The sequence below is a fragment of the Thioclava sp. PTB-PU3-1 genome (assembly GCF_055666785.1).
Genome location: NZ_JBVNVL010000001.1, coordinates 1,126,775 through 1,148,367 on the forward strand (window position 1 = coordinate 1,126,775; position 21,593 = coordinate 1,148,367).

The window sequence follows — 21,593 nt, forward strand, 5'->3', positions numbered from 1 at the left end:
GGTTCAGAAGTTCACGGCGTCGCCGCCCTTGAGCGCGAGCATCTCGCGCGCCTCGTCCGGCGTCGCGAGCTCGAGGCCCAGCCCCTCGACGAGGGCGCGCGCCTTGGCGACCTGTTGGGCGTTGCTCTCTGCAAGCTTGCCGCGCGAGATCCAGATGCTGTCCTCGAGACCGACGCGGATATTGCCCCCCATGCTCAGTGCCTGTGTGGCGATGCGGAACTGGTCCTTGCCGGCCCCCAGAACCGACCAGCGGAAATCCTTTCCGAAGAGACGGTCTGCCGTGCGCTTCATGTGCATGACATCCTCGGGATGGGTGCCGATGCCACCCAGCAAGCCAAAGACGGACTGAACGAAGAACGGCGGCTTCACGAGGCCACGATCTGCGAAATGCGCGAGGTTGTAGAGATGCGAGATATCGTAGCATTCGAACTCGAACCGGGTGCCGTTGTCGTAACAGGTCTCCAGCACGTATTCGATGTCCTTGAACGAATTGCGAAAGACGAGGTCACGCGACCCCTCGAGATGCTCGCGCTCCCATGCGTGCTTGAACTCCTTGTATTTCGCGAGAAGCGGGAAGAAGCCGAAATTCATCGAGCCCATGTTGAGCGAGGCGACCTCGGGCGCCCATTGCGCTGCGGGCTTCGTGCGTTCGTCCACCGTCATGTAGGGCGAACCGCCGGTAGTGATATTCACCACCGCATTCGTCGCCTGCTTGATCCGGCCCAGGAACGGCGCGAAGGCCTCGGCGGACTGGTCTGGCTTGCCGGTTTCCGGGTCGCGGGCATGCAGGTGCAGGATCGCGGCCCCCGCCTCGGCCGCCCCGATCGCGGCTTCGGCGATCTCGTCGGGCGTGATGGGCAGGTAGTCCGACATCGTCGGCGTGTGGATGGCGCCGGTCACGGCGCAGGTGAGGATGACCTTGTCTGGCATTCTATCAATCTCCGATTTCGTCTGTTGCGCGGCGCTTATGCGCGGCGAGCGCCATGAGGCGCCGGTCTCGCCACGCCTGCCGCTGAGCAAGCTCGTCTGCGGGAAGCGCCGCACGGCGCTCCGCCTCGATCCGGTCCAGCACGGGGCCGCGCCAATCCGCTGCGGGTTGCCCCGCCATGCCGTCGTAAATGCCGCCGTAGCGCGTCACATATTGCCGCACGCCCTCGGGCGCGTTGAGGTCGATGGTCTCGAACGGGCCGATGAAGGACCAGCGAAGCGCGAGCCCTTCGCGCAACCCGATATCGACGTCTTCGGTGCTGGCATATCCGTCGGCCACAAGCCGGAACGCTTCATGCAGAAGCGCGCCCTGAAGGCGGTTCATCACGAACCCGTCGATTTCCTTCTGCATGACGATCGGGCGCATGCCGGCATCGCGCAGAAGATCCGCCGTGCGCTCAAGAAGCGCGGGATCGGTCCAGGGCGCGGGCACCAACTCTGCGGCGGGCACGAGATAGGCAGGATTGATCGGATGATTGACCATGACCCTGTGACGCCCCGCGAGCCCCTCGGAAATGGCCGAAGGCAGCAGAGCCGACGACGAGGAGGCGAGCACGGTATCGGGCCCGGCAATCGCGTCGAGACGTGCGAAAATTTCGCGCTTCACTCCGATTTCCTCGAAAGTGCTCTCCTGCACGTGCCGCGCGCCCTCGAGCGCCTCTTCGAGCGTGCCGACCGGCTCGATGCGCGCGAGGGCTTCCTCGGCGGTGCCAGGGATGAGGCCCAGGCGCTCCAGTTCCGGCAGCATCTCGGCAGCGAAGTCGCGCGCGGCTTTTGGCGCCGCGGGCACCTCGTCCCACAACCGCACCGGATGACCGGCACGGGCGAACACGATGGCCCAGGCACGCCCGATAAGCCCCGAACCGACGCAGGCGACAGGCTCTTTCATCACAAGGTCTCCACGTTGCCATCGACGGGGAAGCTCTGCCCCGACAGGTTGCGCCCGGTCTCGGCGATCAGGAAGGCGGCCATGTCCGCCACGTCCTCGGGCGGGGTCATCCGGCGCAGCGAGACGTTCGACAGATACCGCTCGGTCATCTCTTCATGGCTGATCCCGGTCTGCTTCGCGCGAGCTGCGATCACGCCTTCGATCCGCGGCCCTTCGATAATGCCGGGCAGGATCGCATTGGCACGGATATTCTCCGGGCCCAGCTCTTTCGCGAGGCTCTGGGTGAACCCGATCACCCCCCATTTCGCCGAGGCGTAGGGCGTGCGGAACGCATAGCCGAACTTGCCCGCCGAGGAGGAGATATTGACGATCGCTCCGCCCCCTGCCGCGCGCAGCATCGGCACCGCTTTCCGCGTGCAGAGAAACTGACCTGTCAGGCCGATATCGAGGCAGCGCCGCCAATCCTCGGGCGAGATTTCGTCGACCGAGCCGGTGGGCCCCGCAATGCCGGCATTGTTGACCAGCGCATCGAGCCCGCCGAGGGTGTTGCCGATCGCTTCGAAGAAAGATGCCACCGCAGCTTCATCCGAGACATCGGCGCGCAGGGCCACTTCGGCGCCCAGCTCCTGCGCGGCCCGTTCAAGCGCGGCCTCATCGATGTCGCAGATAGCCAGCCGCGCGCCTTGCCGAGCCAGTTCCCGCGCGATGCACAGACCGATGCCGGAAGCGCCCGCCGTGACCGCAACGCGTTTGCCCTCGAGGCCGGGCAATTTCATCCTGGATGTATCACTCATCGAAATCTCCTTGGTTATTTGCGCAATGCGATCACGGCCATCAGGATGACGAGCCCGAAGAACACTGAGCGGAATGCGAAGGGCAGCGCGGTGCCGGCAAGCAGGGTCTGCATCGCGGTCAGCAGCAGTGCGCCGCCCAGCATGCCCGCGTAATGCCCGCGGCCACCGGTGATCAGCGCCCCACCCACGACGACGACCGCGATCGAGGGCAGAAGGTAGTCATCCCCCATCCCGAGGCTCGCCTGTCCGGAAAAGCCCGCCAGCAGAACGCCGACCAGCGCCGCGCAGAGCGCCGAGAGGATGTAGACAGAGATGATGACCCGCCCCGTGCGCACCCCCGAGAGGCGCGCAGCCAGTTCGCTGTTGCCGACCGCGTAGACCCGGCGCCCGAACCCGGTGCGTCCCAAGAGGACGATCGCGAGAGCGACGAAGGCGGCCATGAAGATGATCACCGGGGTCACGCCCATCAGCTTGCCGGTCATCAGCCAACGCAGCGAGGGCGGTGCGAAACCCGCCGGCGTGCCGCCGGACCAGATCAGCGCCGCGCCCTGAAGAATGCCGTTCATCGCGAGCGTCACGACGATCGGCGACAGGCCCAGCGCCACGACGCCCAGCCCGTTCGCGAGCCCGATCAGCGCAGCCACCGCGAAGACGACCGGCAGCGCCGTGAGCAACCCCATGTCTTGGCCGCCAACGAGCCCGGTCAGCATCACGCCCGACAGCGCGATGCTCCAGGGCAACGACAGGTCCAGCCCCCCGGTCAGGATCACCGCGCCCTGCCCCAGAGCGAGGATCGCGAGGAAGCTCGAGAGCACAAGGAGCGAGTCCCAGTAGCGCCAGCCGCTGAAGACATTGCCCAGCACCAGCTGCGTCGCGATCAGGACCACCACGAGGCAGATCCAGGCGGGCAGAACGTGGCGCAGCGTATGACCGTGACGTTGCAGGAAAGTTTGCGCGGGGGCGGTCTCTGCCGGTCGCGTGAAAGCCAACCTGTGATCCTCACCCGAGCGCTGGCCAACAAGCCATCCGCGCCGTCGGGCGCCGATCGCATCGGTGACTTCGCGCAGGCGTTGCGAGAGCGTGCTGTCACGGCGCAGCGAGCCCGCGAGCACCGCGATCAGGAGCACTGCGCTTTCCGCGATGGTCGAATAGTAAGCCGAGACGTTGAGCGACAGCAGAAGGTTCACGACGATCATCAGGATATAGGCCCCGAGGATCGTGCCCAGCACACCGCCTTTGCCACCGCCAAGACGGGTGCCGCCGATCACCACAGCCGCGAAGGTCGGCAGCAGAAGCGAGTTCCCCACCAGCGGGTCGCCGCTGCCGGTCTGGGCGCTCACGAAAACACCGGCGAGCCCGTAAAGCCCACCTGCGAGAACGTAGGTCGCGAAGGTAACGGTGCGCGCGTGAAGTCCCGTCGCGCGAGCAGCCTCGGCATCGCTGCCCACTGCGTAGAGCGTGATCCCGTAGCCCGTGCGCTTGAGCCAGAGCCACAGCGCCACCAGCACGAGCATCAGCGTGATCGGTGCGGGGAGAAGACCAGGGATCGTGTCGCCAAGATAGACAGATGCGAGCGAAGGCGCGACGAATCCGCCCGGCATCGCCATCACAAGGAGCGTCAGCCCTTGGACGATGAACATCACGGCCAATGTGACCACGATGGGCTGCAGGCGCACCACGGCCACGAAAAAGCCGTTCACCGCGCCCACGGCCATGCCGATACCGATCCCGATCGCGGTCCAGAGCGGCACGGAGGCCTGCATGTTCGCCGGGTCCATCGAGGTCGCAAGCACCGCGTTGACCAGCGAGACCACCGCGCCTGCTGACAGGTCGAACCCGCCCGACAGGATAACCAGTGTTTGTCCTGCAGCCGCGATCGCGGAGGTCGCCCCGCCACTCGCGAGGAAAGAAATATCGAAATAGCTCAGCGGATAGGGACTCAGTCCCGCGTTCAACGCCATGAGGCCCGCCAGCACCAGCGCCGCGACGATCACGGCCTGTCCGTGACGCAGGCTGCGTAGCCAGTTGGAGGACTTGCGCCGCGGCGCGGCCCCGGATGATAGGCTTTGGTCACTCATGCCCGGACCTCCTGTTTCGGATGCGTCGTGTCTCCCTTCAGCGGTGCGTCCCCGCCGAGCGTGGCCTGCATGATCGCGTTCTCGCTCAATTCTTCACCCTCGAGCCAACACGACAACCGACCCTCGTAGAGGACGCCGACCCGATCGCACAGATGCACGAGTTCAGGGATTTCGGTGGAATGGAGCAGGACCGATCCGCCTGCATCCGTATAGGCGCGCAGCAGCGCATAGATCTGCTCTTTCGTCCCGACATCGATGCCGCGCGTCGGATCGAAAAGGAGCAGAATCCGGCTCTGCGCCACGAGCCACTTGGCCAGCACGATCTTCTGCTGATTGCCGCCCGAGAACGCGCCCGCGGGCAGGTAATGCGCGCGTTCGTCCACCTCGACGGCGGCGAAAGCCCCCGCAGCGGCACGCGCCTCCGCCCCGTCATCGAGAACCGGCCCCCGGTGAAACCGCGAGAGCACGGGCAGGCTGGCATTCTGCCGCCCGCTAAGTTCCAGGAACAAACCTTGCGTCTTGCGTTCCTCGGGCACGAGCCCGATCGCGACCGACGGATGCAGCGCATCGGCCGGGGCGCGCAGATGGAGGGGCGTCCCGTCCAGCTCGATATGGCCCGCGCGCAACCGCTCCTGTCCGAAAAGGGCGGAGAACAGCGCCTCCTGCCCCATGCCTTGCAGCCCGGCAATCCCGAGGATTTCTCCCTTATGTAACGCGATCTCGGCCTTGCGCAGCTTCGGCCCCGCCGACAGCGCGCAAGTGGCGAGAACCGGGACCCGCCCCGCGACCGCCTTCGGGGCGCGGCGCGGCGGGAAGGCATTCTCGACCGAGCGGCCCACGATCATCTCGACCACTTCGGCATCGCTGACATCCGCGACCTTCGCCGAGGTCACCGACCGTCCGTTGCGCAAGATGGTGAGCGTGTCGCAGAAGGCGCGCACTTCGGGCAAGCGGTGCGAGATGAACAGCACGGTAATCCCCTGCGCGGCCGCGTCCGCGATGATCCGGCCGAGCCAATCGACATCGCTGCCAGAGAGCGCCGATGTCGGCTCGTCGAGCAAAAGGATTTCGGGCTGGCGGTATAGGGCGCGGGCGATCTCGATCTTCTGGCGCACAGCCAGCGTCAGCTCCTCGGCCAACGCATCGAGATCGACGTCGAGGCCCAGCGCTTCGAAATGTGCGGTCACCTCGCGCCGCGCACGGCTGCGGTCCAGCGTGCCGATGATCGTCCGGCGCGACCGGCCCAGCAGCATGTTGTCGAGCACGCTCAGGTCCGGCACCAGCGTCAGCTCCTGAAAGGCGGTCTGGATCCCCGCGGCATGGGCATCGCGCGCATTGCGCAAGCTAACGTCGCGGCCGCCTATTCGGATCGTGCCAGAATCTGGTCGCACGAGCCCCGAGAGCAGTTTCATGGTGGTCGACTTGCCGGCGCCGTTTTCGCCGAGCAGGGCGTGGACGCGACCGCGAGCCACGGAGAAGCTGACCTTGTCATTGGCGACGGTGGGACCGTAGGCCTTTGATAAGTCGTGAACTTCCACCGCAGGCGCTGAATCAGCGATGCGTGACATGCAATTCTCCGGAATGCGTATGTAGGGTGCGGTCTGCGCCCGGCGGCGGAAGTCCCCGCCGCCGGGCGTGTGACCTCAGTTCTCGGGCTGGCCGACGAGCGCGGCGTTCAGACCAAGCTGCGGCAGATCTTCCGAGAAGATCGAGGCGAACCAGCCGGGGTTCGACACCATCGAGGGCTGGAACACGTTGCACCCCGCCTTCTGTTCATCCCAGCTGCCCGTCTCGCAAAGCTGCACGGTTTCGTTGGTGACGAGGGGCAGCGGCAAGGTGGTATGCTTCGGGATGTCCTTCCCTTCGAGCTTGTCGACCGCGAGCTTCAGGGCCAGCGCGCCGGAATAGGGCGGCGAGGCGTAGGAGATCCGGGGTGCGCCCATCGGCGCATAGGGCTTGCTCGCCCCTTCGACCGCTGTATCTGCCGGAAGCATTTGGATGCGCCCGCCATTCGATCCCTCACCTGCACAGGGCAGCAGCTCGGAAGGATCGCGTCCCGCTTCGAGTTGCATGGAATCCGCCGTGTAGCAGCCAACCTGCATCCAGAGCCCGTTGATATCGGACCAGTCGCGGGTGGCCATCAGCTTGTTGAGTTCGGTCCGGGCAACTGCCTGGCTCCACATGCCCACGGCCTCACCGACGATATTGATGCCGTCATGCTGGGCGAAGACTTCTTTGGCCGCCTTGGTCCGGGCGGTATCCACGGACGTGCCGGGCACACCTGTCACCATCACGACATCGCCCTTGCCGCCCATCTTGTCGACCAGCCATTCCGCCGTCTTTCGACCGGCCTCCTCTTGGTCGATCGTCACGTTATAGGCACAGGGCTCCGTGATCTCTGCATCATAGGCGATAACCGTCACACCACGCGAGCAGGCGCTCTTGACGACGCTGTTCAGCGCAGTGGGCGAGATCGGGTAGACGACGATCGCATCCGCACCGGCCTGCACCATCGCGTTGATCTGCTGAATCTGGCGCTGGGCGTTCGGCCCGGCGACCTGGACCTCGAGATCCACCTTGTCGGCATAGTCCTTTGACGCGGCGAGCGCCTTGACCATGTTCGAAGCCTCGGCCTGCCAATCGTTCCCGATATAGCTCATCGAAAGATAGACTTTGTAAGGCCCGTCGCTCTGCGCCTGGGCGGCTCCAGCCACGAGACCAAGGGCGCAGGCGGCGCCCGCGATATAGCGTTTGATCATTTCTTCCTCCCATGTCCGGCGACTCTCCCCGGTCGCCTCACGGGATTCACGATCCGATATCTTTGATCAAAAGTCAAAACGTGTTTTATTCTTTTTCGAGCCGGCGTAGTTTAGGCCGTGAAATGAAAGGTCTGACCATGTTCGAAAGCGTCACGCCGCTGAAGCGCGAAACCCTGCAGACGCTGGTGCATCAGCGGCTTTGTGATCTGATTCTGCAGGGCGAGATCGCACCCGGCGAGTCGATCACTGTTGCCAGCATCGCCAAGGCGCTCGACGTCAGTCCGATGCCGGTGCGCGAAGCAATTTCCCGGCTCATGGCCCTCGGAGCCCTGACCATCGTGTCGGGACGATCCATCGGGGTGCCGCGTCTCGGGGCAGAGGAACTCGCCGACCTGCGCAAAGTCCGCTCAGAGGTCGAGACCACCGCGGTGGCCTGGGCGGTTGAGCGCCGCGATCCCGAGTTCATCGCACGGCTGGAGAAAGTCCTCTACGCGATGGAAGCTGCGGAAGCCGCAGGTCAGGTGCGCGAATTCATCCACGCGAATTACGACTTCCACTTCACCATCTACCGGCAGGCAGGTTCCCCCCTGCTCCTCGAGATCATCGGCAATATCTGGCTGCGGATAAATCCGCAGTTCCACCTGCTGCAACGCCATGGCCACTACCGTGTTTCCAACAAGCAGCACCGCAGGCTGTTCGAAGCGATCCGGGACGGCGACAGTGCGGCGGCAATCGCAGCCCTGCGCGAGGATATCGACAGCGCCTACGAAGTGATCCTCGCCAGCCTCAAGGAGAGCGAAGCCGAGCGCGGGTGAACGGACTGACCGGCGATGCCGGGCAGAGCGGGCAACGCCGGCCCGGAAAAGCTACCTATATGACAGACTATGGGTAGCTTTCTCGAACGACTGGATTGCGAGCTGGTGCTTCAGCGCGCACAAGACCTCCTTGCTCTTAGGTTCGTCCCCATCGGCGATCTCCTGATAGCCCTCTTGGAGCAAACCTGTCCGGCCAATATGCAGCTGCCTCATGTCAACGGGATCATCATCCTGGGCGGCGCCGAAGACGGGGGCGGCACGGCCCGCCACCACCAGGTTCAGCTCAACGCCGCCGCTGAGCGCGTCACCGCTGGCCTCGCCCTGGCCCATCGCTTTCCAGACGCCAGGATCCTTCTCTCTGGCGGCAGCGGCGCCCTGCGCGATCTGGCACGGGAAGGCATGCCCGGCGCCGAAGTGATGGCAGCCGCCTTTCGTGAAACAGGCATCGCGCCAACCCAGACCCTCCGGGTGAGTATCGAACAGCTTGCCTCTCGTGGCGCGGCGCGTGTGTTTTCAGGTATACCCAAGGACCCATGTCGTGATCGAAACGAAGATCCGAAAGGTCGGCAACTCTGCCGTTTGCCGCCGTCTTTGTCATCCATGATCGACAGATTTCCCGCCACGGCGGCGCGTCCGAGCTGCGTGACCAAAAGACCTCGCCACAAGCCCCTTCCAACCGATCGGATTGGTGGGGGACGTTCATCCTTTTGAGGGGTCACCACCCCCCCGGGTCAGGTTCGTCCGTCTCGGCCTCGATCCACCTCAGGGCCTTCGCGGCGTCCGGCGCCTCCCTCAGGGACGCCGAGAGATGTTTTCGCCAAGTCGGGCCCCGGCTGCGGATGTCGCGCAAGGCGTTCATCGTCTCATTTGGCCGGGCCTCCGCCAGGACCCTCAGAAGCCAAGAGGCCTGTCGGAGGTCCTTGGTCCGCTTGCTCTTGAAGCTCCCCGTCCTGAGCTGGGCCACGATCAGCTTGTGCAGGGCGAACCGTTCCGGGGCAGGGACCGTAACCTCCACCCCTTCCCGGTAGAGGGCCACGACCCTCACCGGGTCCCGCAGGGGGAACTCCAGCAATCTCAGCGCTGCGACCGGCTCCTGACTGCCCTCATGGACGTAGCTCGTCTCACCGCCGCGAGCGACCGGCCCGATGATCTCGATCTCGATGTTGTCCTGAACGACGTGCTTTGAGGTGTCGGCCGGGCCCATCGGAAACCGCGTCTCGAACTCGAGTCCGGCGCTCCGAAGGCGGCTCGTAAGCGGCTCTCTCGGACCGGCGAGGCGGATATGCGAGGGCGCGAGCATGTCTATGTCACCGGTGAAGACCATCTCCGACGCGGGGGCGGCGACCCCAAGAAGGGCAGGATAGAGGCGGAACGCGTTCGTCCCTCCGAGGATCCCGCCGATCTCGAAGAAGCCGACCCGAGACAAGGAAGAGAGGACCTTCCCGGTGTTAACGTCGAGCGAGAGGATCCCGGCGGCCTTCAGCATCGACACCAGGGTCGCGTTCTTCTTTCGCCAACCGTCGTAGACCTCCCGCTCGGCGCGCGCGGCCGCGACGGTCGCCAGGACCTCCGACGTCTCAGGGCCGATCGTTTTCTCCACGACTCGGTCCCCGATGCGGCGCCTCGACACCCAATAGCCCCGACCGGACTTCTCGATCCGCATGATGGACCCAGGGACGGAGAGGGGTGGCCGGACCCGGAACCTCTGCATCAACTCATGATAGGCAGTCTGGATCGGGACCGGGAGGTGTTCCATCAGGTATTCCTACACATTATTTTACTTTGTGTAGGAAACTATGGATCCCCTGGCCCCGCGGCAAGCTGTCATCGACTGCAGGCAGCGGCGCCCTGCGCGATCTGGCACGAGAAAGCATGCCCGGCGCCGAAGTCATGGCCGCGGCGTTTCGTGAAACAGGTTTCCCTCAAGCCCGCCTTCTTCTCGAGACCCGATCGCGAAATACCAGTGAGAACGCGCGCCTCAGCCACAATCTCGCGCGGCCCAAGCCGAGCGAGACCTGGGTCCTCGTCACCAGCGCCTTCCAGATGAGACGCGCGATGGCGAGCTTTAAGCGCGCCGGCTGGGAGGAGGTAGTCCCCTACCCTGTCGATTATCGCGCAGAGGGATTTCTCGATGACATCGGCTGGGATCTCGCGAGCCATCTCGACACGCTCGACCTTGCACTCAAGGAATGGGTCGGGATCTGGGCTTATGCGGCGAGCGGGAGATAGATTGTCTGCGAGGCGAAGAAAGCAAGGCTGGTTTCATCTGACCTGCCACGGGTCTTTCATCCAGCAGCGACCGGAGCCCGGTTGGTATTTACGCCGATCGGGACAAGTTGAGCAATCGCACGACGCGCTGAGTTATCATCTCGCGTGAACCGAGGCGGGCGATTGCGGTGCTCAGGGCCCGTGCGTAGTCAGGCGGGGTCTGGTAGTCCAAGGCCGAATGCGGTCGCTCGGTGTTGTAGTCGTCAGCCCAAGCGGCGATCACGACGCGCGCATGAGCCAGATTACGGAACATGGTCTCGTTGAGCAGGTCGTCGCGCATTCCGGCGATGAAACTCTCCACGAAGCCGTGTCTCGAATTGGCTTGCCCGGTGCGATAAAGTGCCAATCGATCTGGTGCTCGGAACACCATCGCAGGATGGCGTTGGAGGTCATTTCGGTGCCGTTGTCGGTGACAATCATTCCGGGTTTGCCGCGGCGTTCGATCAGAGCCGTCAGTTCGCGCACCACCCGGCGCCCCGAAATCGAAGTGTTCGGGATGGCGGCGAGGCACTCCCGGGTAACATCGTCGACTACGTTGAGCACCTGGAAGCGCTGGCCCCTGGCGAATGGGTCGTGGACGAACCGAAGGTCCGCGTAGCGAAATCCAGCGATCTGCGAGCATTGGGACGCGCCGCGACCAAGATCGGGGCCCGTGTTCCGACCGCCTTACGCCGGACCTTCCTTTTGCGCACAGTCATGCCTTCTTCGCGGTAGAGCCGATAGATCCGATTGATCCCGGCCGGCTCGCCCTCCCGGCGCGAGCCGGCACGAAGAGCCGCGGATAGCCGAACCGTCTGCGTTCGTTGGCCGGCTCTCGCAACCGCCCGCGAAGCTCCGTATCCGGAGCTCGCAGCGCCTGAAAGCGGACCATCTTGCGATCCGCCCCGGCAGTCCGGCACGCCCGCCGCTCCGAGAGCCCGAGCTCATCATCACCACTATTTTGAGACCAATTCTTTCATCGCCGCCATGTCCAGCATCTGCTCGGCCAGCAGCTTCTTCAGCTTGGCGTTCTCGTCTTCGAGCGTCTTCAGCCGCTTTGCCTCCGGCACCGTCATGCCGCCGAACTTCGCCTTCCAGTTATAGAAGGTCCTTTCCGACATGCCGTGCTTGCGGCACAGGTCCGCGCACTTCGCGCCTGACTCGCGTTCTACCAGGATGCCGATGATCTGCTCGTCCGTGAACCTCGTTCGCTTCATTGTCCGTCCTCAAGTTGGGTCGGACTCTAATCGATGGTGGCGGAAAATCCCGTAGCAGGTCAAACGCGCTTCAATTCAAAACATCGTTCGAAAGAGATCCCATCAACTTTGGGATGAGCCAGCGAGCTCCAAATGCACTCAAATGGTCATCGTCACGATATAAAGCCTCTCCCCCGACTTGAAGAATGCAATCTTCCTTGCACAGGATTTTTTCTGGCTCAATCAAGCTTGCATCATATTTATTTCTTATCTCTTTAAGAATAGCATCAGCCCGCTTATTGCGAGCCATGTACGCCTTGTAGTCGGGACCAAATCCGTGCAGCGACTTTTTCAGATCGTGAGTTAGCAGCATCTCGGGCACGTTTCGACCGATTTCTGGTATACCTGCAATAATCACAACGGATATTCCATGAGCGCGCAAACGGGACACGAGTTGTTCAAGCCCACTTGATACCAGACGAAAATTGTCAGAAATCCCTCGCGTCGGCTTGCCAGTTTCTGCTAATATTGCTGACTGCCCAACCTCGTGAAGAGCACGCTCACCCTCAACATTGAGCGCCCACCGTGCAGCGAGGATGACTTCGGTAATATTCGGATCCGCCAATATTTTCTTCATTACTGAAGCATTGTGTGAATCGCACGCGTGTTTATTAGGCAAATCAGCGCGACGCACGCCCATCATTGGCGCGCAGGCGGATTTGACAAACGCCAGTGCTGCTTCATCCTTAGATGCGAACCACTGTTGAAAACCCGACAACATTGCTCCGGCGTGGGAGTCGCCCCAGATCGCAACGCGGGCAGGCCCAGTAGAAGCTTCGGGCGCTCCTATATGGCAGGGCAACTCAGCATCTGACAGCCCCATGCAGACTTTGTCTTCCTCACCCCTTTTGATAGCCTGTTCATAGGCAGCGACCTTGTCCGCTGGGAGCCGATCGATCATCCCGTTTTGTTTGATCACGACCCCTGCGTACACTGCAAGGGCGGTCGCGCCAGCCACCGAAAACGTCAGAATGCCTAAACCCGATACGACCCGCTGTGCGCGATTTTTTCGAAAAGGGCGTTCTATTACCCATAGACTGATTATCGAAAGCGCAAGAGCAATCAGTATGCAAGACACTGCGATCGGAAGCTGGAGTATACTCGTCTGCGTGATAACTCGCGCGGCAACAATGATCGGCCAGTGCCAAAGATAGAAGGAATACGAGATGAGCCCGACGCCTACAAAAGGGCGAAGGGAGAGCATCGAAGTGGCGATGGAACCTGAGCCTGTGCCCGCAAAAATAAGGAGGGATGCACCCGCCACAGGCGCAATCGCGGCCAATCCGGGAAAAGGCGTTTGATCATTTATAAAAAAAATTGCGCCAGCAATTAATGTGAGGCCGAGGACACCCGCGAGTTCTCGCGTGCAATTCCGCCTGAAAGTGCGATTTGCTCCGAGCGCAAGAAGCGCACCTGCGCCAAGCTCCCAGATTCGTGTCGGCAGTAGATAAAAGCTGAAGGTCGGATGACTGAGGGTGATAAATGCTGAGAGCGCCAACGAGAGGGCTGAGATACTTGCAACAACGACAATCCAAAGTCGTCGCGAATAGCCAGACAACAACCATAGGAGAAGCGGATAGAAGACGTAGAACTGCTCTTCAACAGCGAGTGACCATGTGTGAAGCAACGGCTCGAGATCGGCAGCTGGACCGAAGTAATCGCCCGCACTGTGCCAGAACCAAAAATTTGAGATGAAAAGCAGTGAAGCAAATACCGATTTTGCCAATTGATCATACAACGTAGGCGAAAACACAAACCAGCCCAAGACAAGGCAACTAATAAGCACAGTAAAAAGCGCGGGCAGTATCCGTCGCGCACGGCGTTCGTAAAATTTAACAATTGAATAGCGCTTCTCGTCTATTTCACGCGCTAGAATTCCGGTAATAAGATACCCGGAGATTACGAAGAAGACATCAACGCCAACAAATCCGCCGGAAAAACCAGGGATTCCAGCGTGATTAAGCACTACAGGAATGATCGCAAGACTGCGCAAGCCATCGATATCTCTACGATACTTAAGAGAGCTCATATCAACCACCTGGCGCCAACACCACTATATTAAGGTTACTCAAGTCTACCTTACACATCTTTCATCATCATACTTGCACGCTTCTTCCTACCTACAATCGCATCCCTTAGAAAATCGCGACGGCAACCCAGCTTCGTTACGAAAGCGACAGTAACTTTCTCAATTAACGGCACACCCGTGTTCAGTTGGATGTTTTGTTAAAATCGAACACGACTAGGTGTCAGCATTAATTGATAGTCCTCACCAAACGGCGCTGGGTGATCTACCCTCGTCGATCTCTCGCATTCGCCGCTCCGTGCCAGGATCAACTCCATCTGGCAACTCATCCAACCCAAAGTAGCGAAGCTCCGCGATCTCGAGACTGCCGGGACGATCAGGCAATTCGCCGACCACATCGCAAATGAACGTGAAAACGTGGTCACGCTTGCTGACAGCCTCATTGAAAAAAACACCATGAAGAAGAGGCTTTCCGACGAGTTCCAGCTGTGTCTCTTGAAGCAGCTCCTTTCTGAGAGCCCCTTCCACCGCCTCTCCCCTCTCAACGCCGCCTCCTGGAAAGTGCCATCCTGACGTATAGGTGTGACGCACCAAAAGGAACTTACCCTCGTTCGACCTCACAACCGCGCGGACTCCGAGGGTCAGCCCCCGCGAGACCCGAAAATAGAGATGAAGCAGCCGACTCCAAAGTAACTGACTTATGCTCCAATTTTCTTTCAGCCGCGATGTCATCCTGAAAGAGCCCTAGCCTTCCCAGCGGTCGGGTTTTCTCTTCGTATCGTCATAGAATTCCAGAGGAGATCAGAGATCTCCTCATTCTGTGGAGCATAGGAAAGGGGTAGTTCGTGAAGTATTCCCAAAATCGTAGGCAGATCGAATTTTTCACACGCCTCCATGAGGCGCTTTAAAATGGGTTCAAGCTCGGGCATCGGTAGCCACGCTTCTGTGGCGGTCATGATCCTCGGATGCAATGTTGGCGCCGGATCATTGCCAATCAACAGCTCTTCATAGAGCTTCTCCCCCTTCCGCAAACCAGTAATACAAATTGGGATGTCGCCTCTTTCAGGTGCTGTGTCATCGGGATCGTCGGCGATATATGGCGTAAGGCCATGAAGCTTTACCATGCTTTCGGCCAAGTCAAGAATTCTAACAGGCTCCCCCATATCGAGCACAAACACGTCACCTCCCTTGGCCATTGCTCCGGCTTGGATCACAAGTTGCGACGCCTCGGGGATGGTCATAAAGAAACGGTTTATATCTTTATGAGTTACAGTAACCGGTCCACCGCTCTCAATCTGTTTTCGAAACTTTGGTATGACGGAGCCAGAGGATCCGAGGACATTTCCAAACCGAACCATCGAAAAAACCGTGCCTGAAGCCTCCTGCGCAAGCGATTGACAAATTAGCTCCGCAATACGTTTGGTTGCTCCCATGACATTGGTCGGGCGCACAGCCTTGTCGGTTGAAATAAGGATAAAATTCTCGACTCCCAGCATTTTAGCGGCACGGGCAATTGTCAAAGTTCCGAACACATTATTTCGGATACCTTCTACGACGTTCTCTTCAACAAGAGGAACGTGTTTATATGCCGCAGCATGATAGATTGTCTCGACGTTGAACACTTCAATTGCAGCTTCAAGGCGACGTTCTTGTTGGACCGAACCGAGCACCGGAAAAATCTTAGTTCTTGCGCCAAGACGCCTCAGCGTCTGAACGAGCTCTGCCTCAATGGAGTATAGAGCAAACTCGGACACCTCATAGAGCACAAGTGCAGAGGGCGCCTGTTTCAAGATTTGCCGACATAGCTCACTTCCGATTGAACCACCAGCACCGGACACCATCACGACACGCCCCTCGATATTCATCTTGAGAAGTTCGTAGTCTGGCGCAACCGGATCGCGGCCAAGGAGGTCTTCTGCTGATACCGTGCGCAGTTCCGAAATTTTGGCCTTACCACTGATTATTTCGGAGATGCCGGGTATCGTCTTGATCTCCACCGAAAGGTCCTCAAGGTCACCAACGATTTCACGCCTGCGCGAGCGGCTTAGGCTCGGTATAGCGAGCAAAACGACCTGTGCCCCTGTTTCCTCCAACAACCGCGGGATGTGCCGCGGAGCATGCACCCGAAATCCTCCGACGGTCAGGCTTTGCAGCTTAGGGTCATCATCGACGAGAGCGACTGGGGCATACTCACGGCCGTGAAATAGAGAGTTGAGCAGTTGCAATCCCGCGTCACCGGCGCCGTATATGATCACCGGGCGCTTGTTTATGTGCGTCGGGCTACGGAACAACGTCCGCGCAAGAAATCGCACCCCTCCAACAGAGAGAAACACAAACATCACGAAAATGACCGGCGCGGCCCGCGGCAGCGCCACGCCGACGAACGCTGCAGTTGCATCAAGGGTCAGACCCGAAGCCACAGCGCCAATTGCGACCGGAAATAGAATTCTTCCAGTAACATAGCGCACGAGAGCCCTATAGAGTCCTTGCAGCCAGAAAATGGCAATCGCGACGATGAGCGCGGCCCCAAGAACGCCCCAAGCGCGCAGGTTCGCGAGGGCGGTAATGCCATGAGGCGACAAGAACAAAGTGGCGGCAAACGCGAGAAAGATAAGAACAGAATCAAGAAAGACTTGCATCCCAACTTTCATATGCCGGCTAAGGCTCGAAAGGAAATCAGTGTGAATTGGCATCAAGCGCCATCCTGAAATTATCTACTGTAACTAGACGGGAATTTAACGGAGTCGCCATAGAACAACAACGAACTTCGGTTTCTCCATGGACCATGTCGGCGGCAAGGAGCTGCCCAAAGCATCGCCGTTGCGACCGAGATGATCAAAAAAACTCTCCCGGACCCCGCTCCGGTCCGAAACTAAATACATGAAGCTGCACCGAGAATTGTGCTACCGCTTCACCTGGAGCAACTTCTTGACATGCTCAATTACCTCGTCTTGCTGGCCCTCGGTCATATCGCTTCCTGAAGGCAGGCATAGCCCATTCGCGAAAAGCCTCTCGTCAACCCCTGCCCCATGATAGGGCATGCCAGCGTAGAGCGGTTGTAAGTGCATCGGCTTCCAAAGAGGCCGGGATTCGATTTGATGTTCAAGGAGTGATAGGCGGATGTCCTCTCGGCTGACACCTGTCTCAACCGGATCAACAGTCAGCGCGGTCAACCAATTCGTCGAGACCTGTCCGTCAGGTTCAGGCATGAAGCTAATCCCGGGCCCGGCCAGCGCCGCTTCATATTTCGCAAAAATTTCACGGCGGCGGGTGACGCGAGCGTCAAGCACCTCCATCTGACCCAAGCCGATTGCCGCACAGATATTCGAGAGACGATAGTTGTAGCCGTATGTAGAATGTTCGTAATGCGGGGCCGGATCACGAGCTTGGGTGGCGAGGAAACGAGCTTGATCCGCCCACTCCTTGTGCCGGGTTACAAGCACGCCGCCTCCGGAGGTCGTAATAATTTTGTTGCCATTGAACGACAAGATAGCGGCGTCGCCACCGGCCCCAGCTTTGCGCCCGTCCTTGTAACGCGCTCCGAGGCTCTCTGCGCTATCGACGATCAAACGCACATCATATCGCTTGGCGAGTGCCTCAAGCGCGTCAAGATCAACCGACTGCCCATAAAGATCAGTCGGCACGATTGCTTTGGGGAGTCGATTTTCCTTATCTGCCTTCGCCAGTTCCTCCGACAACCGTGCGACATCTAACGTCCAACTTTCAGGGTCGAGATCGAAGAAGCGAGGCTTCGCCCCGAGGTATTTGACCGGGAATATGCCGCCGGCAAAAGTCATTGAAGAAATCCAGACCTCGTCGTCGGGCCCGACACCTGCAATGCGCAGGGCGAGATGAAGAGAAGCCGAGCCTGAAGAGAGCGCAACGCAATAAACATCCGCTCCAAGGTAGTCCCGCACAGACGCCTCAAAAGCATCGAGTTGCGGTCCGATTGGCGCCACGAAGTTCGACGCGAATGCCTCAGCCACGCGCGCCTCTTCATGGCCAGACATATGAGGGCGGGATAGGTAGAGGCGCATAGATCAGTCCTTAATTAATGGTTTAGCGGGGTTGCCCACAACGGTAACGCCAGGTGGGACGTCGCGGGTGACCACGGCGCCCATACCGATGATCGCCTTGGAGCCGATAACCAATGGCCTTTCGGGCGCTCCTTGGCGAATGATTGCGCCTGTGCCAATATATACGTGGTCTTCTACGCGCACGTTACCGTTGCACATGACGCCGGGTGCAAAAGTTACAAAATCCCCAATCACACAATCATGAGCGACGTAGGAGTAAATATTGGCATGAAAATGCCTGCCTATAACTACATTCGAAGTAATTGAAGCAAAACCGCATAGCACAAGCCCTTCTCCGATGGACGAACAATCTAGAACTCGGCTATCTGGCGACCGGACATCAAAAATCCTAATACCAGCAACTTCGCATCTTTTCGCGAGCTTCTGCCTGATATTACCATCGGCAATCGCCAAGCTAACTGCACGACTATCGGCTTTCTCACTTACGAACGCAGAGAAGTTCATGCACCTATGACCGTTTATGACGTTACTCGTCTCGCCATCGTCGATAAACACACATTCCACAGAAGGATGACCGGAGAAATGCTGACGCACAATCGGCATCACCTCGCGCCCGAACCCGCTTGCTCCATAAACTCCAATTAGTCGCGTCATAAATCATTCCCAGTAAATTTTGACATCGTCGCTTCTCCGGCAGCAGAGATTCCATCACGCCTCACGACCTTTCGAACCGTCAACCAGATAATCTTCATATCCAACCAGAAGCTACGGTTGTCGACATACCAGACATCGAGCGTGAACTTTTCGTTCCAGGATATCGCGTTGCGCCCGTTAACTTGCGCCCAACCGGTAACACCTGGACGCACCTCGTGGCGACGCGCCTGGAAGGGAGAATAAAGAGACAGGTATTCCATCAGAAGCGGGCGCGGGCCGACTAGGCTCATCTCGCCTTTCAGGACGTTCCAAAGCTCAGGCAGCTCGTCTAGAGAAGTCGAGCGCAGAAACTGCCCCAGCGAGGTGAGGCGCTCCGAATCGGACAAGGGAGCGCCGTCTGGACCGGTCGCGTCGCGCATTGTACGAAACTTGATCATTTCGAAGGGAGCTCCGTGGAGGCCTGGGCGAGTCTGGCGGAATAGAACGGGTGAACCCATTTGACAGCGGATCAAAAAACCAATTATCAGAAAAACTGGAAGAAAAAAAATCAACCCGATCACTGACGCAAGAATATCCAGAAATCTCTTCCAAATTTTCTGCCAAAAAAGTAGGATATTTAATCTCATAGCAAATCCAAATCCGAAAGAAGCTTTGCGTTCACCTTGTGAACGTCAAATTTATTTTTTGCTATTGCATAGCTTGCAGCCCCCATCTCCTGTGTGAGGCTTGGGCTTTCAATCAATTCGCACATTCGCTCAGCAAGTTTATCTGCGTCTCGCACTGGAATGAGATAGCCGTTAACTCCGTTAACAACGGTTTCGCGACACCCCGGTGCGTCCGAAGTTAGAATGGGGCGGCCACTAGCCATTGCTTCAAGCACCGATCTAGGCGTCCCCTCACGATATGAAGGCAGCACATAAACCTGAGTGGCAGCGAGATGCGGCCGGACGTCTTCTGCAGGCCCTACAAACTCGAGGCCTTCAGCGACCCATTGCGCGACCTCATCTTCCGAGATTGCGTCCGGCCCTTTGTCAAAGAAACCGACGAGACGAAATTGCGCCCCAGGATGTATCTTTTTTACCGCTATCGCCGCTCGGGCGTATTCACGCACTCCCTTAGCGCCCAAAATACGAGAAACCATTAGAAAGCTGGGAGTGTCTGGCAATGGAACCTGCGGAAATTGTTCCAAGTCAATGCCAGAGCCGTTCATCATTCGGACTTTTGATGGGTCGGTCAAGCAACCGGCTGCTTCGAAATCCGAAAGGTCATCAGAATTTTGAAAAACGACTCTCCAATTAAATCTGGACGCGTTGCGATAGAGCCAACGCACCATGCCCTTTATTATTTTCACCTTAACACCATCGGCGCTTCCCGTATCGGTGAAGGTGATACCGAGGCCGGTAATAAGAGCGACAGTGCGAGTTGACGTCCGTGCGCCAGCAAAAGCCCCCCAGATATTCGGCTTAATCGTGTAGGTGACAGCCAAATCGGGCTTTAAAAAACTATATAGCGCGGTCAGACGATTTAAATAACCCACATCAGCGAAGAGACCCGTACCTTGTCGATCAAGCGGAGTTTCATGCACTGTTGCTCCCAACGCTTGAAGTCTTTGGCGCAGAACTTCATCAAGCTCTGGAGCAGCCACGTGCACGTCGTGCCCCACTGCGACCAAAGTGGAAATTAGCGCCCCTCTAAAATTGAGGAGCGACGGCCCGTAGGAGCCAACCAGAAGGACGCGCATAGCCTTTACCACCGCTCAGAGACGCAAGTCGCTTGCATTTGGTCCAAAGACAGCTTTCATGTCGTAGAATACGTGGCCATTTTTGCCATAAGACCGCAACACATCCACACCTTTTTCCACCAATTCCTTATGAGGCACCGCGAGAATTATCGCCTCGTAGGCGTTCGTATCAGGCTCAACAAGAGGAATTTTGTATTCCTGTAAAGCCTCCCCCGGGTCGGCTTGGGGATCGACCACGTCGACTTCGAATCCAAACTCACGAAGTTCCCAAACAACATCGATGACGCGGGTGTTACGCAAATCTGGGCAGTTCTCCTTGAACGTCATGCCCAGCACTAACACGCGCCCGCCACGTATAGTCAGCCCGCGCCGCACTATCTCTTTGACCAAAGTGTTGGCTACATGTTTACCCATTCCGTCGTTAATTCGCCGCCCGGCCAATATTAACTGCGGGTGATACCCCACAGCTTCAGCCTTGTGCGTAAGATAGTAAGGATCAACCCCGATGCAGTGCCCCCCGACCAACCCAGGACGAAACGGCAAAAAGTTCCACTTTGTCGAAGCCGCGCGAATAACAGACTCAGTATCAATATTCATTCGATCAAATAGAATCGCAAGTTCATTCATCAACGCAATGTTAAGGTCGCGTTGCGTATTCTCGATCACCTTCGCAGCCTCAGCCACACGGATACTCTCTGCTTTGTAAGTACCCGCCGAAATGATACTCGCATAAAGTGCATCTACGAATTCCGCCGCCTCTGGGGTCGAGCCCGAAGTGACCTTCCGAATATTCGGCAAGCGGTGATGCTTGTCGCCAGGGTTGATGCGTTCGGGGCTGTAGCCCACGTAGAAATCAACGTTCACCTTGAGGCCCGAAACCTGTTCGAGAATGGGCACACAATCTTCCTCGGTGGCGCCAGGGTAAACCGTGCTCTCATAGACGACAACGTCGCCGCGTTTCAGTACTTTCCCGACTGTTTCAGAGGCACGGATTAACGGTCTCAGGTCGGGCCGCTTATGCGCGTCGATTGGCGTGGGGACGGTGATAATAAAGACGGAGCAGTCACGCAATGCCTCCAAATCACAGGTCATTTTCAACCCTTTGGCCTCTTTCAGCTCTTCCGGGCTAACTTCCCTTGTCGCGTCGTGCCCCTTGGAAAGTTCAGCGATACGCTCAGCGTTGACGTCAAAACCGGTGACTTTGTGGGCTTTACCGAATTCCACCGCGAGTGGCAGACCGACATAGCCCAGCCCCAATACAGCGAGGTGCTTCGTACTCATCGAAGGGGAATTGGACATCGGGAAGTCTC

General features: G+C 59.0%; 18 protein-coding genes and 1 pseudogene. 3 read left to right on the forward strand and 16 right to left on the reverse strand.

The features are described from left to right. Window positions 1-3 precede the first annotated feature (3 nt). The 6 genes from kce to ACZ7GB_RS05210 all read right to left on the reverse strand — a co-directional run bounded on the left by kce (window position 4) and on the right by ACZ7GB_RS05210 (window position 7,507). Entirely contained in the window at window positions 4-930 is a 927-nt protein-coding gene (gene kce, locus ACZ7GB_RS05185) for a 3,5-dioxohexanoate:acetyl-CoA acetone transferase (protein ID WP_472157860.1), read from the reverse strand. A 4-nt stretch (window positions 931-934) separates the two neighbouring features. After that, window positions 935-1,876: a 3-hydroxyacyl-CoA dehydrogenase gene (locus ACZ7GB_RS05190; RefSeq protein ID WP_472157861.1), complete on the reverse strand. Its 942-nt coding sequence runs from the start codon at window positions 1,874-1,876 to the stop codon at window positions 935-937. After that, window positions 1,876-2,670: an SDR family oxidoreductase gene (locus ACZ7GB_RS05195; protein ID WP_078604222.1), complete on the reverse strand. Its 795-nt coding sequence runs from the start codon at window positions 2,668-2,670 to the stop codon at window positions 1,876-1,878. The genes ACZ7GB_RS05190 and ACZ7GB_RS05195 overlap by 1 nt, the downstream gene beginning before the upstream one ends. Before the next feature lie 14 nt (window positions 2,671-2,684). After that, a complete protein-coding gene (locus ACZ7GB_RS05200) occupies window positions 2,685-4,748 on the reverse strand; it encodes an ABC transporter permease (RefSeq protein WP_078540085.1) in 2,064 nt (687 codons plus the stop codon). Continuing rightward, a complete protein-coding gene (locus ACZ7GB_RS05205; RefSeq protein ID WP_472157862.1) occupies window positions 4,745-6,316 on the reverse strand; it encodes a sugar ABC transporter ATP-binding protein in 1,572 nt (523 codons plus the stop codon). The genes ACZ7GB_RS05200 and ACZ7GB_RS05205 overlap by 4 nt, the downstream gene beginning before the upstream one ends. Window positions 6,317-6,391: 75 nt before the next feature. Continuing rightward, complete coding sequence (locus tag ACZ7GB_RS05210) at window positions 6,392-7,507, reverse strand: sugar ABC transporter substrate-binding protein (RefSeq protein ID WP_083079798.1); 1,116 nt, start codon at window positions 7,505-7,507, stop codon at window positions 6,392-6,394. A gap of 122 nt (window positions 7,508-7,629) precedes the next feature. Here ACZ7GB_RS05210 and ACZ7GB_RS05215 point away from each other — a divergent pair, with 122 nt between their 5' ends. Beyond that, a complete protein-coding gene (locus tag ACZ7GB_RS05215) occupies window positions 7,630-8,322 on the forward strand; it encodes a GntR family transcriptional regulator (RefSeq protein ID WP_472157863.1) in 693 nt (230 codons plus the stop codon). A 69-nt stretch (window positions 8,323-8,391) separates the two neighbouring features. Further along, the gene (locus ACZ7GB_RS05220; RefSeq protein ID WP_472157864.1) at window positions 8,392-9,033 is read left to right on the forward strand and encodes a YdcF family protein; all 642 of its coding nucleotides are present in this window, start codon (window positions 8,392-8,394) and stop codon (window positions 9,031-9,033) included. 4 nt (window positions 9,034-9,037) lie between these two features. On the opposite strand, the gene ACZ7GB_RS05225 is transcribed toward ACZ7GB_RS05220, so the two are convergent. After that, the gene (locus ACZ7GB_RS05225) at window positions 9,038-10,078 is read right to left on the reverse strand and encodes a GSU2403 family nucleotidyltransferase fold protein (protein ID WP_472157865.1); all 1,041 of its coding nucleotides are present in this window, start codon (window positions 10,076-10,078) and stop codon (window positions 9,038-9,040) included. Here ACZ7GB_RS05225 and ACZ7GB_RS05230 point away from each other — a divergent pair. Then, complete coding sequence (locus ACZ7GB_RS05230; protein WP_472157866.1) at window positions 10,009-10,551, forward strand: YdcF family protein; 543 nt, start codon at window positions 10,009-10,011, stop codon at window positions 10,549-10,551. The two genes, ACZ7GB_RS05225 and ACZ7GB_RS05230, sit on opposite strands and share 70 nt — an antisense overlap. 56 nt (window positions 10,552-10,607) lie before the next feature. On the opposite strand, the pseudogene ACZ7GB_RS05235 reads toward ACZ7GB_RS05230, so the two are convergent. The 9 genes and pseudogenes from ACZ7GB_RS05235 to tviB all read right to left on the reverse strand — a co-directional run bounded on the left by ACZ7GB_RS05235 (window position 10,608) and on the right by tviB (window position 21,582). Then, window positions 10,608-11,786 (reverse strand): annotated as a pseudogene (locus ACZ7GB_RS05235) (IS3 family transposase). A gap of 70 nt (window positions 11,787-11,856) precedes the next feature. Beyond that, a complete protein-coding gene (locus tag ACZ7GB_RS05240) occupies window positions 11,857-13,854 on the reverse strand; it encodes an acyltransferase family protein (protein WP_472157867.1) in 1,998 nt (665 codons plus the stop codon). A gap of 240 nt (window positions 13,855-14,094) precedes the next feature. Further along, window positions 14,095-14,583 carry an NUDIX domain-containing protein gene (locus ACZ7GB_RS05245; RefSeq protein WP_472157868.1) on the reverse strand — a complete coding sequence of 163 codons (489 nt, stop codon included), beginning with the start codon at window positions 14,581-14,583 and terminating at the stop codon, window positions 14,095-14,097. Further along, window positions 14,580-16,544 carry a polysaccharide biosynthesis protein gene (locus ACZ7GB_RS05250; RefSeq protein WP_472157869.1) on the reverse strand — a complete coding sequence of 655 codons (1,965 nt, stop codon included), beginning with the start codon at window positions 16,542-16,544 and terminating at the stop codon, window positions 14,580-14,582. Before ACZ7GB_RS05250 ends, ACZ7GB_RS05245 begins: the two co-directional genes overlap by 4 nt. Before the next feature lie 210 nt (window positions 16,545-16,754). Continuing rightward, window positions 16,755-17,888: a DegT/DnrJ/EryC1/StrS family aminotransferase gene (locus tag ACZ7GB_RS05255; RefSeq protein ID WP_472157870.1), complete on the reverse strand. Its 1,134-nt coding sequence runs from the start codon at window positions 17,886-17,888 to the stop codon at window positions 16,755-16,757. A gap of 3 nt (window positions 17,889-17,891) precedes the next feature. Next, window positions 17,892-18,542: an acetyltransferase gene (locus ACZ7GB_RS05260; protein ID WP_472157871.1), complete on the reverse strand. Its 651-nt coding sequence runs from the start codon at window positions 18,540-18,542 to the stop codon at window positions 17,892-17,894. Further along, window positions 18,539-19,168, reverse strand: coding sequence for a sugar transferase (locus tag ACZ7GB_RS05265; RefSeq protein ID WP_472157872.1), 630 nt, complete (start codon window positions 19,166-19,168; stop codon window positions 18,539-18,541). The genes ACZ7GB_RS05260 and ACZ7GB_RS05265 overlap by 4 nt, the downstream gene beginning before the upstream one ends. Further along, window positions 19,165-20,283 (reverse strand): glycosyltransferase family 4 protein, encoded by a 1,119-nt coding sequence (locus ACZ7GB_RS05270; RefSeq protein WP_472157873.1) that lies wholly within the window; start codon window positions 20,281-20,283, stop codon window positions 19,165-19,167. Before ACZ7GB_RS05270 ends, ACZ7GB_RS05265 begins: the two co-directional genes overlap by 4 nt. A gap of 15 nt (window positions 20,284-20,298) precedes the next feature. After that, entirely contained in the window at window positions 20,299-21,582 is a 1,284-nt protein-coding gene (gene tviB, locus ACZ7GB_RS05275) for a Vi polysaccharide biosynthesis UDP-N-acetylglucosamine C-6 dehydrogenase TviB (RefSeq protein ID WP_472157874.1), read from the reverse strand. Window positions 21,583-21,593 lie beyond the last annotated feature (11 nt).

Bases quoted from the DNA above. Each gene is read 5' to 3' on its own strand.
- kce (WP_472157860.1), bottom strand. From the start codon at position 930: ATGCCAGACAAGGTCATCCTCACCTGCGCCGTGACCGGCGCCATCCAC.
- ACZ7GB_RS05190 (WP_472157861.1), bottom strand. From the start codon at position 1,876: ATGAAAGAGCCTGTCGCCTGCGTCGGTTCGGGGCTTATCGGGCGTGCC.
- ACZ7GB_RS05195 (WP_078604222.1), bottom strand. From the start codon at position 2,670: ATGAGTGATACATCCAGGATGAAATTGCCCGGCCTCGAGGGCAAACGC.
- ACZ7GB_RS05200 (WP_078540085.1), bottom strand. From the start codon at position 4,748: ATGAGTGACCAAAGCCTATCATCCGGGGCCGCGCCGCGGCGCAAGTCC.
- ACZ7GB_RS05205 (WP_472157862.1), bottom strand. From the start codon at position 6,316: ATGTCACGCATCGCTGATTCAGCGCCTGCGGTGGAAGTTCACGACTTA.
- ACZ7GB_RS05210 (WP_083079798.1), bottom strand. From the start codon at position 7,507: ATGATCAAACGCTATATCGCGGGCGCCGCCTGCGCCCTTGGTCTCGTG.
- ACZ7GB_RS05215 (WP_472157863.1), top strand. From the start codon at position 7,630: ATGAAAGGTCTGACCATGTTCGAAAGCGTCACGCCGCTGAAGCGCGAA.
- ACZ7GB_RS05220 (WP_472157864.1), top strand. From the start codon at position 8,392: ATGGGTAGCTTTCTCGAACGACTGGATTGCGAGCTGGTGCTTCAGCGC.
- ACZ7GB_RS05225 (WP_472157865.1), bottom strand. From the start codon at position 10,078: ATGGAACACCTCCCGGTCCCGATCCAGACTGCCTATCATGAGTTGATG.
- ACZ7GB_RS05240 (WP_472157867.1), bottom strand. From the start codon at position 13,854: ATGAGCTCTCTTAAGTATCGTAGAGATATCGATGGCTTGCGCAGTCTT.
- ACZ7GB_RS05245 (WP_472157868.1), bottom strand. From the start codon at position 14,583: ATGACATCGCGGCTGAAAGAAAATTGGAGCATAAGTCAGTTACTTTGG.
- ACZ7GB_RS05250 (WP_472157869.1), bottom strand. From the start codon at position 16,544: ATGCCAATTCACACTGATTTCCTTTCGAGCCTTAGCCGGCATATGAAA.
- ACZ7GB_RS05255 (WP_472157870.1), bottom strand. From the start codon at position 17,888: ATGCGCCTCTACCTATCCCGCCCTCATATGTCTGGCCATGAAGAGGCG.
- ACZ7GB_RS05260 (WP_472157871.1), bottom strand. From the start codon at position 18,542: ATGACGCGACTAATTGGAGTTTATGGAGCAAGCGGGTTCGGGCGCGAG.
- ACZ7GB_RS05265 (WP_472157872.1), bottom strand. From the start codon at position 19,168: ATGAGATTAAATATCCTACTTTTTTGGCAGAAAATTTGGAAGAGATTT.
- ACZ7GB_RS05270 (WP_472157873.1), bottom strand. From the start codon at position 20,283: ATGCGCGTCCTTCTGGTTGGCTCCTACGGGCCGTCGCTCCTCAATTTT.
- tviB (WP_472157874.1), bottom strand. From the start codon at position 21,582: ATGTCCAATTCCCCTTCGATGAGTACGAAGCACCTCGCTGTATTGGGG.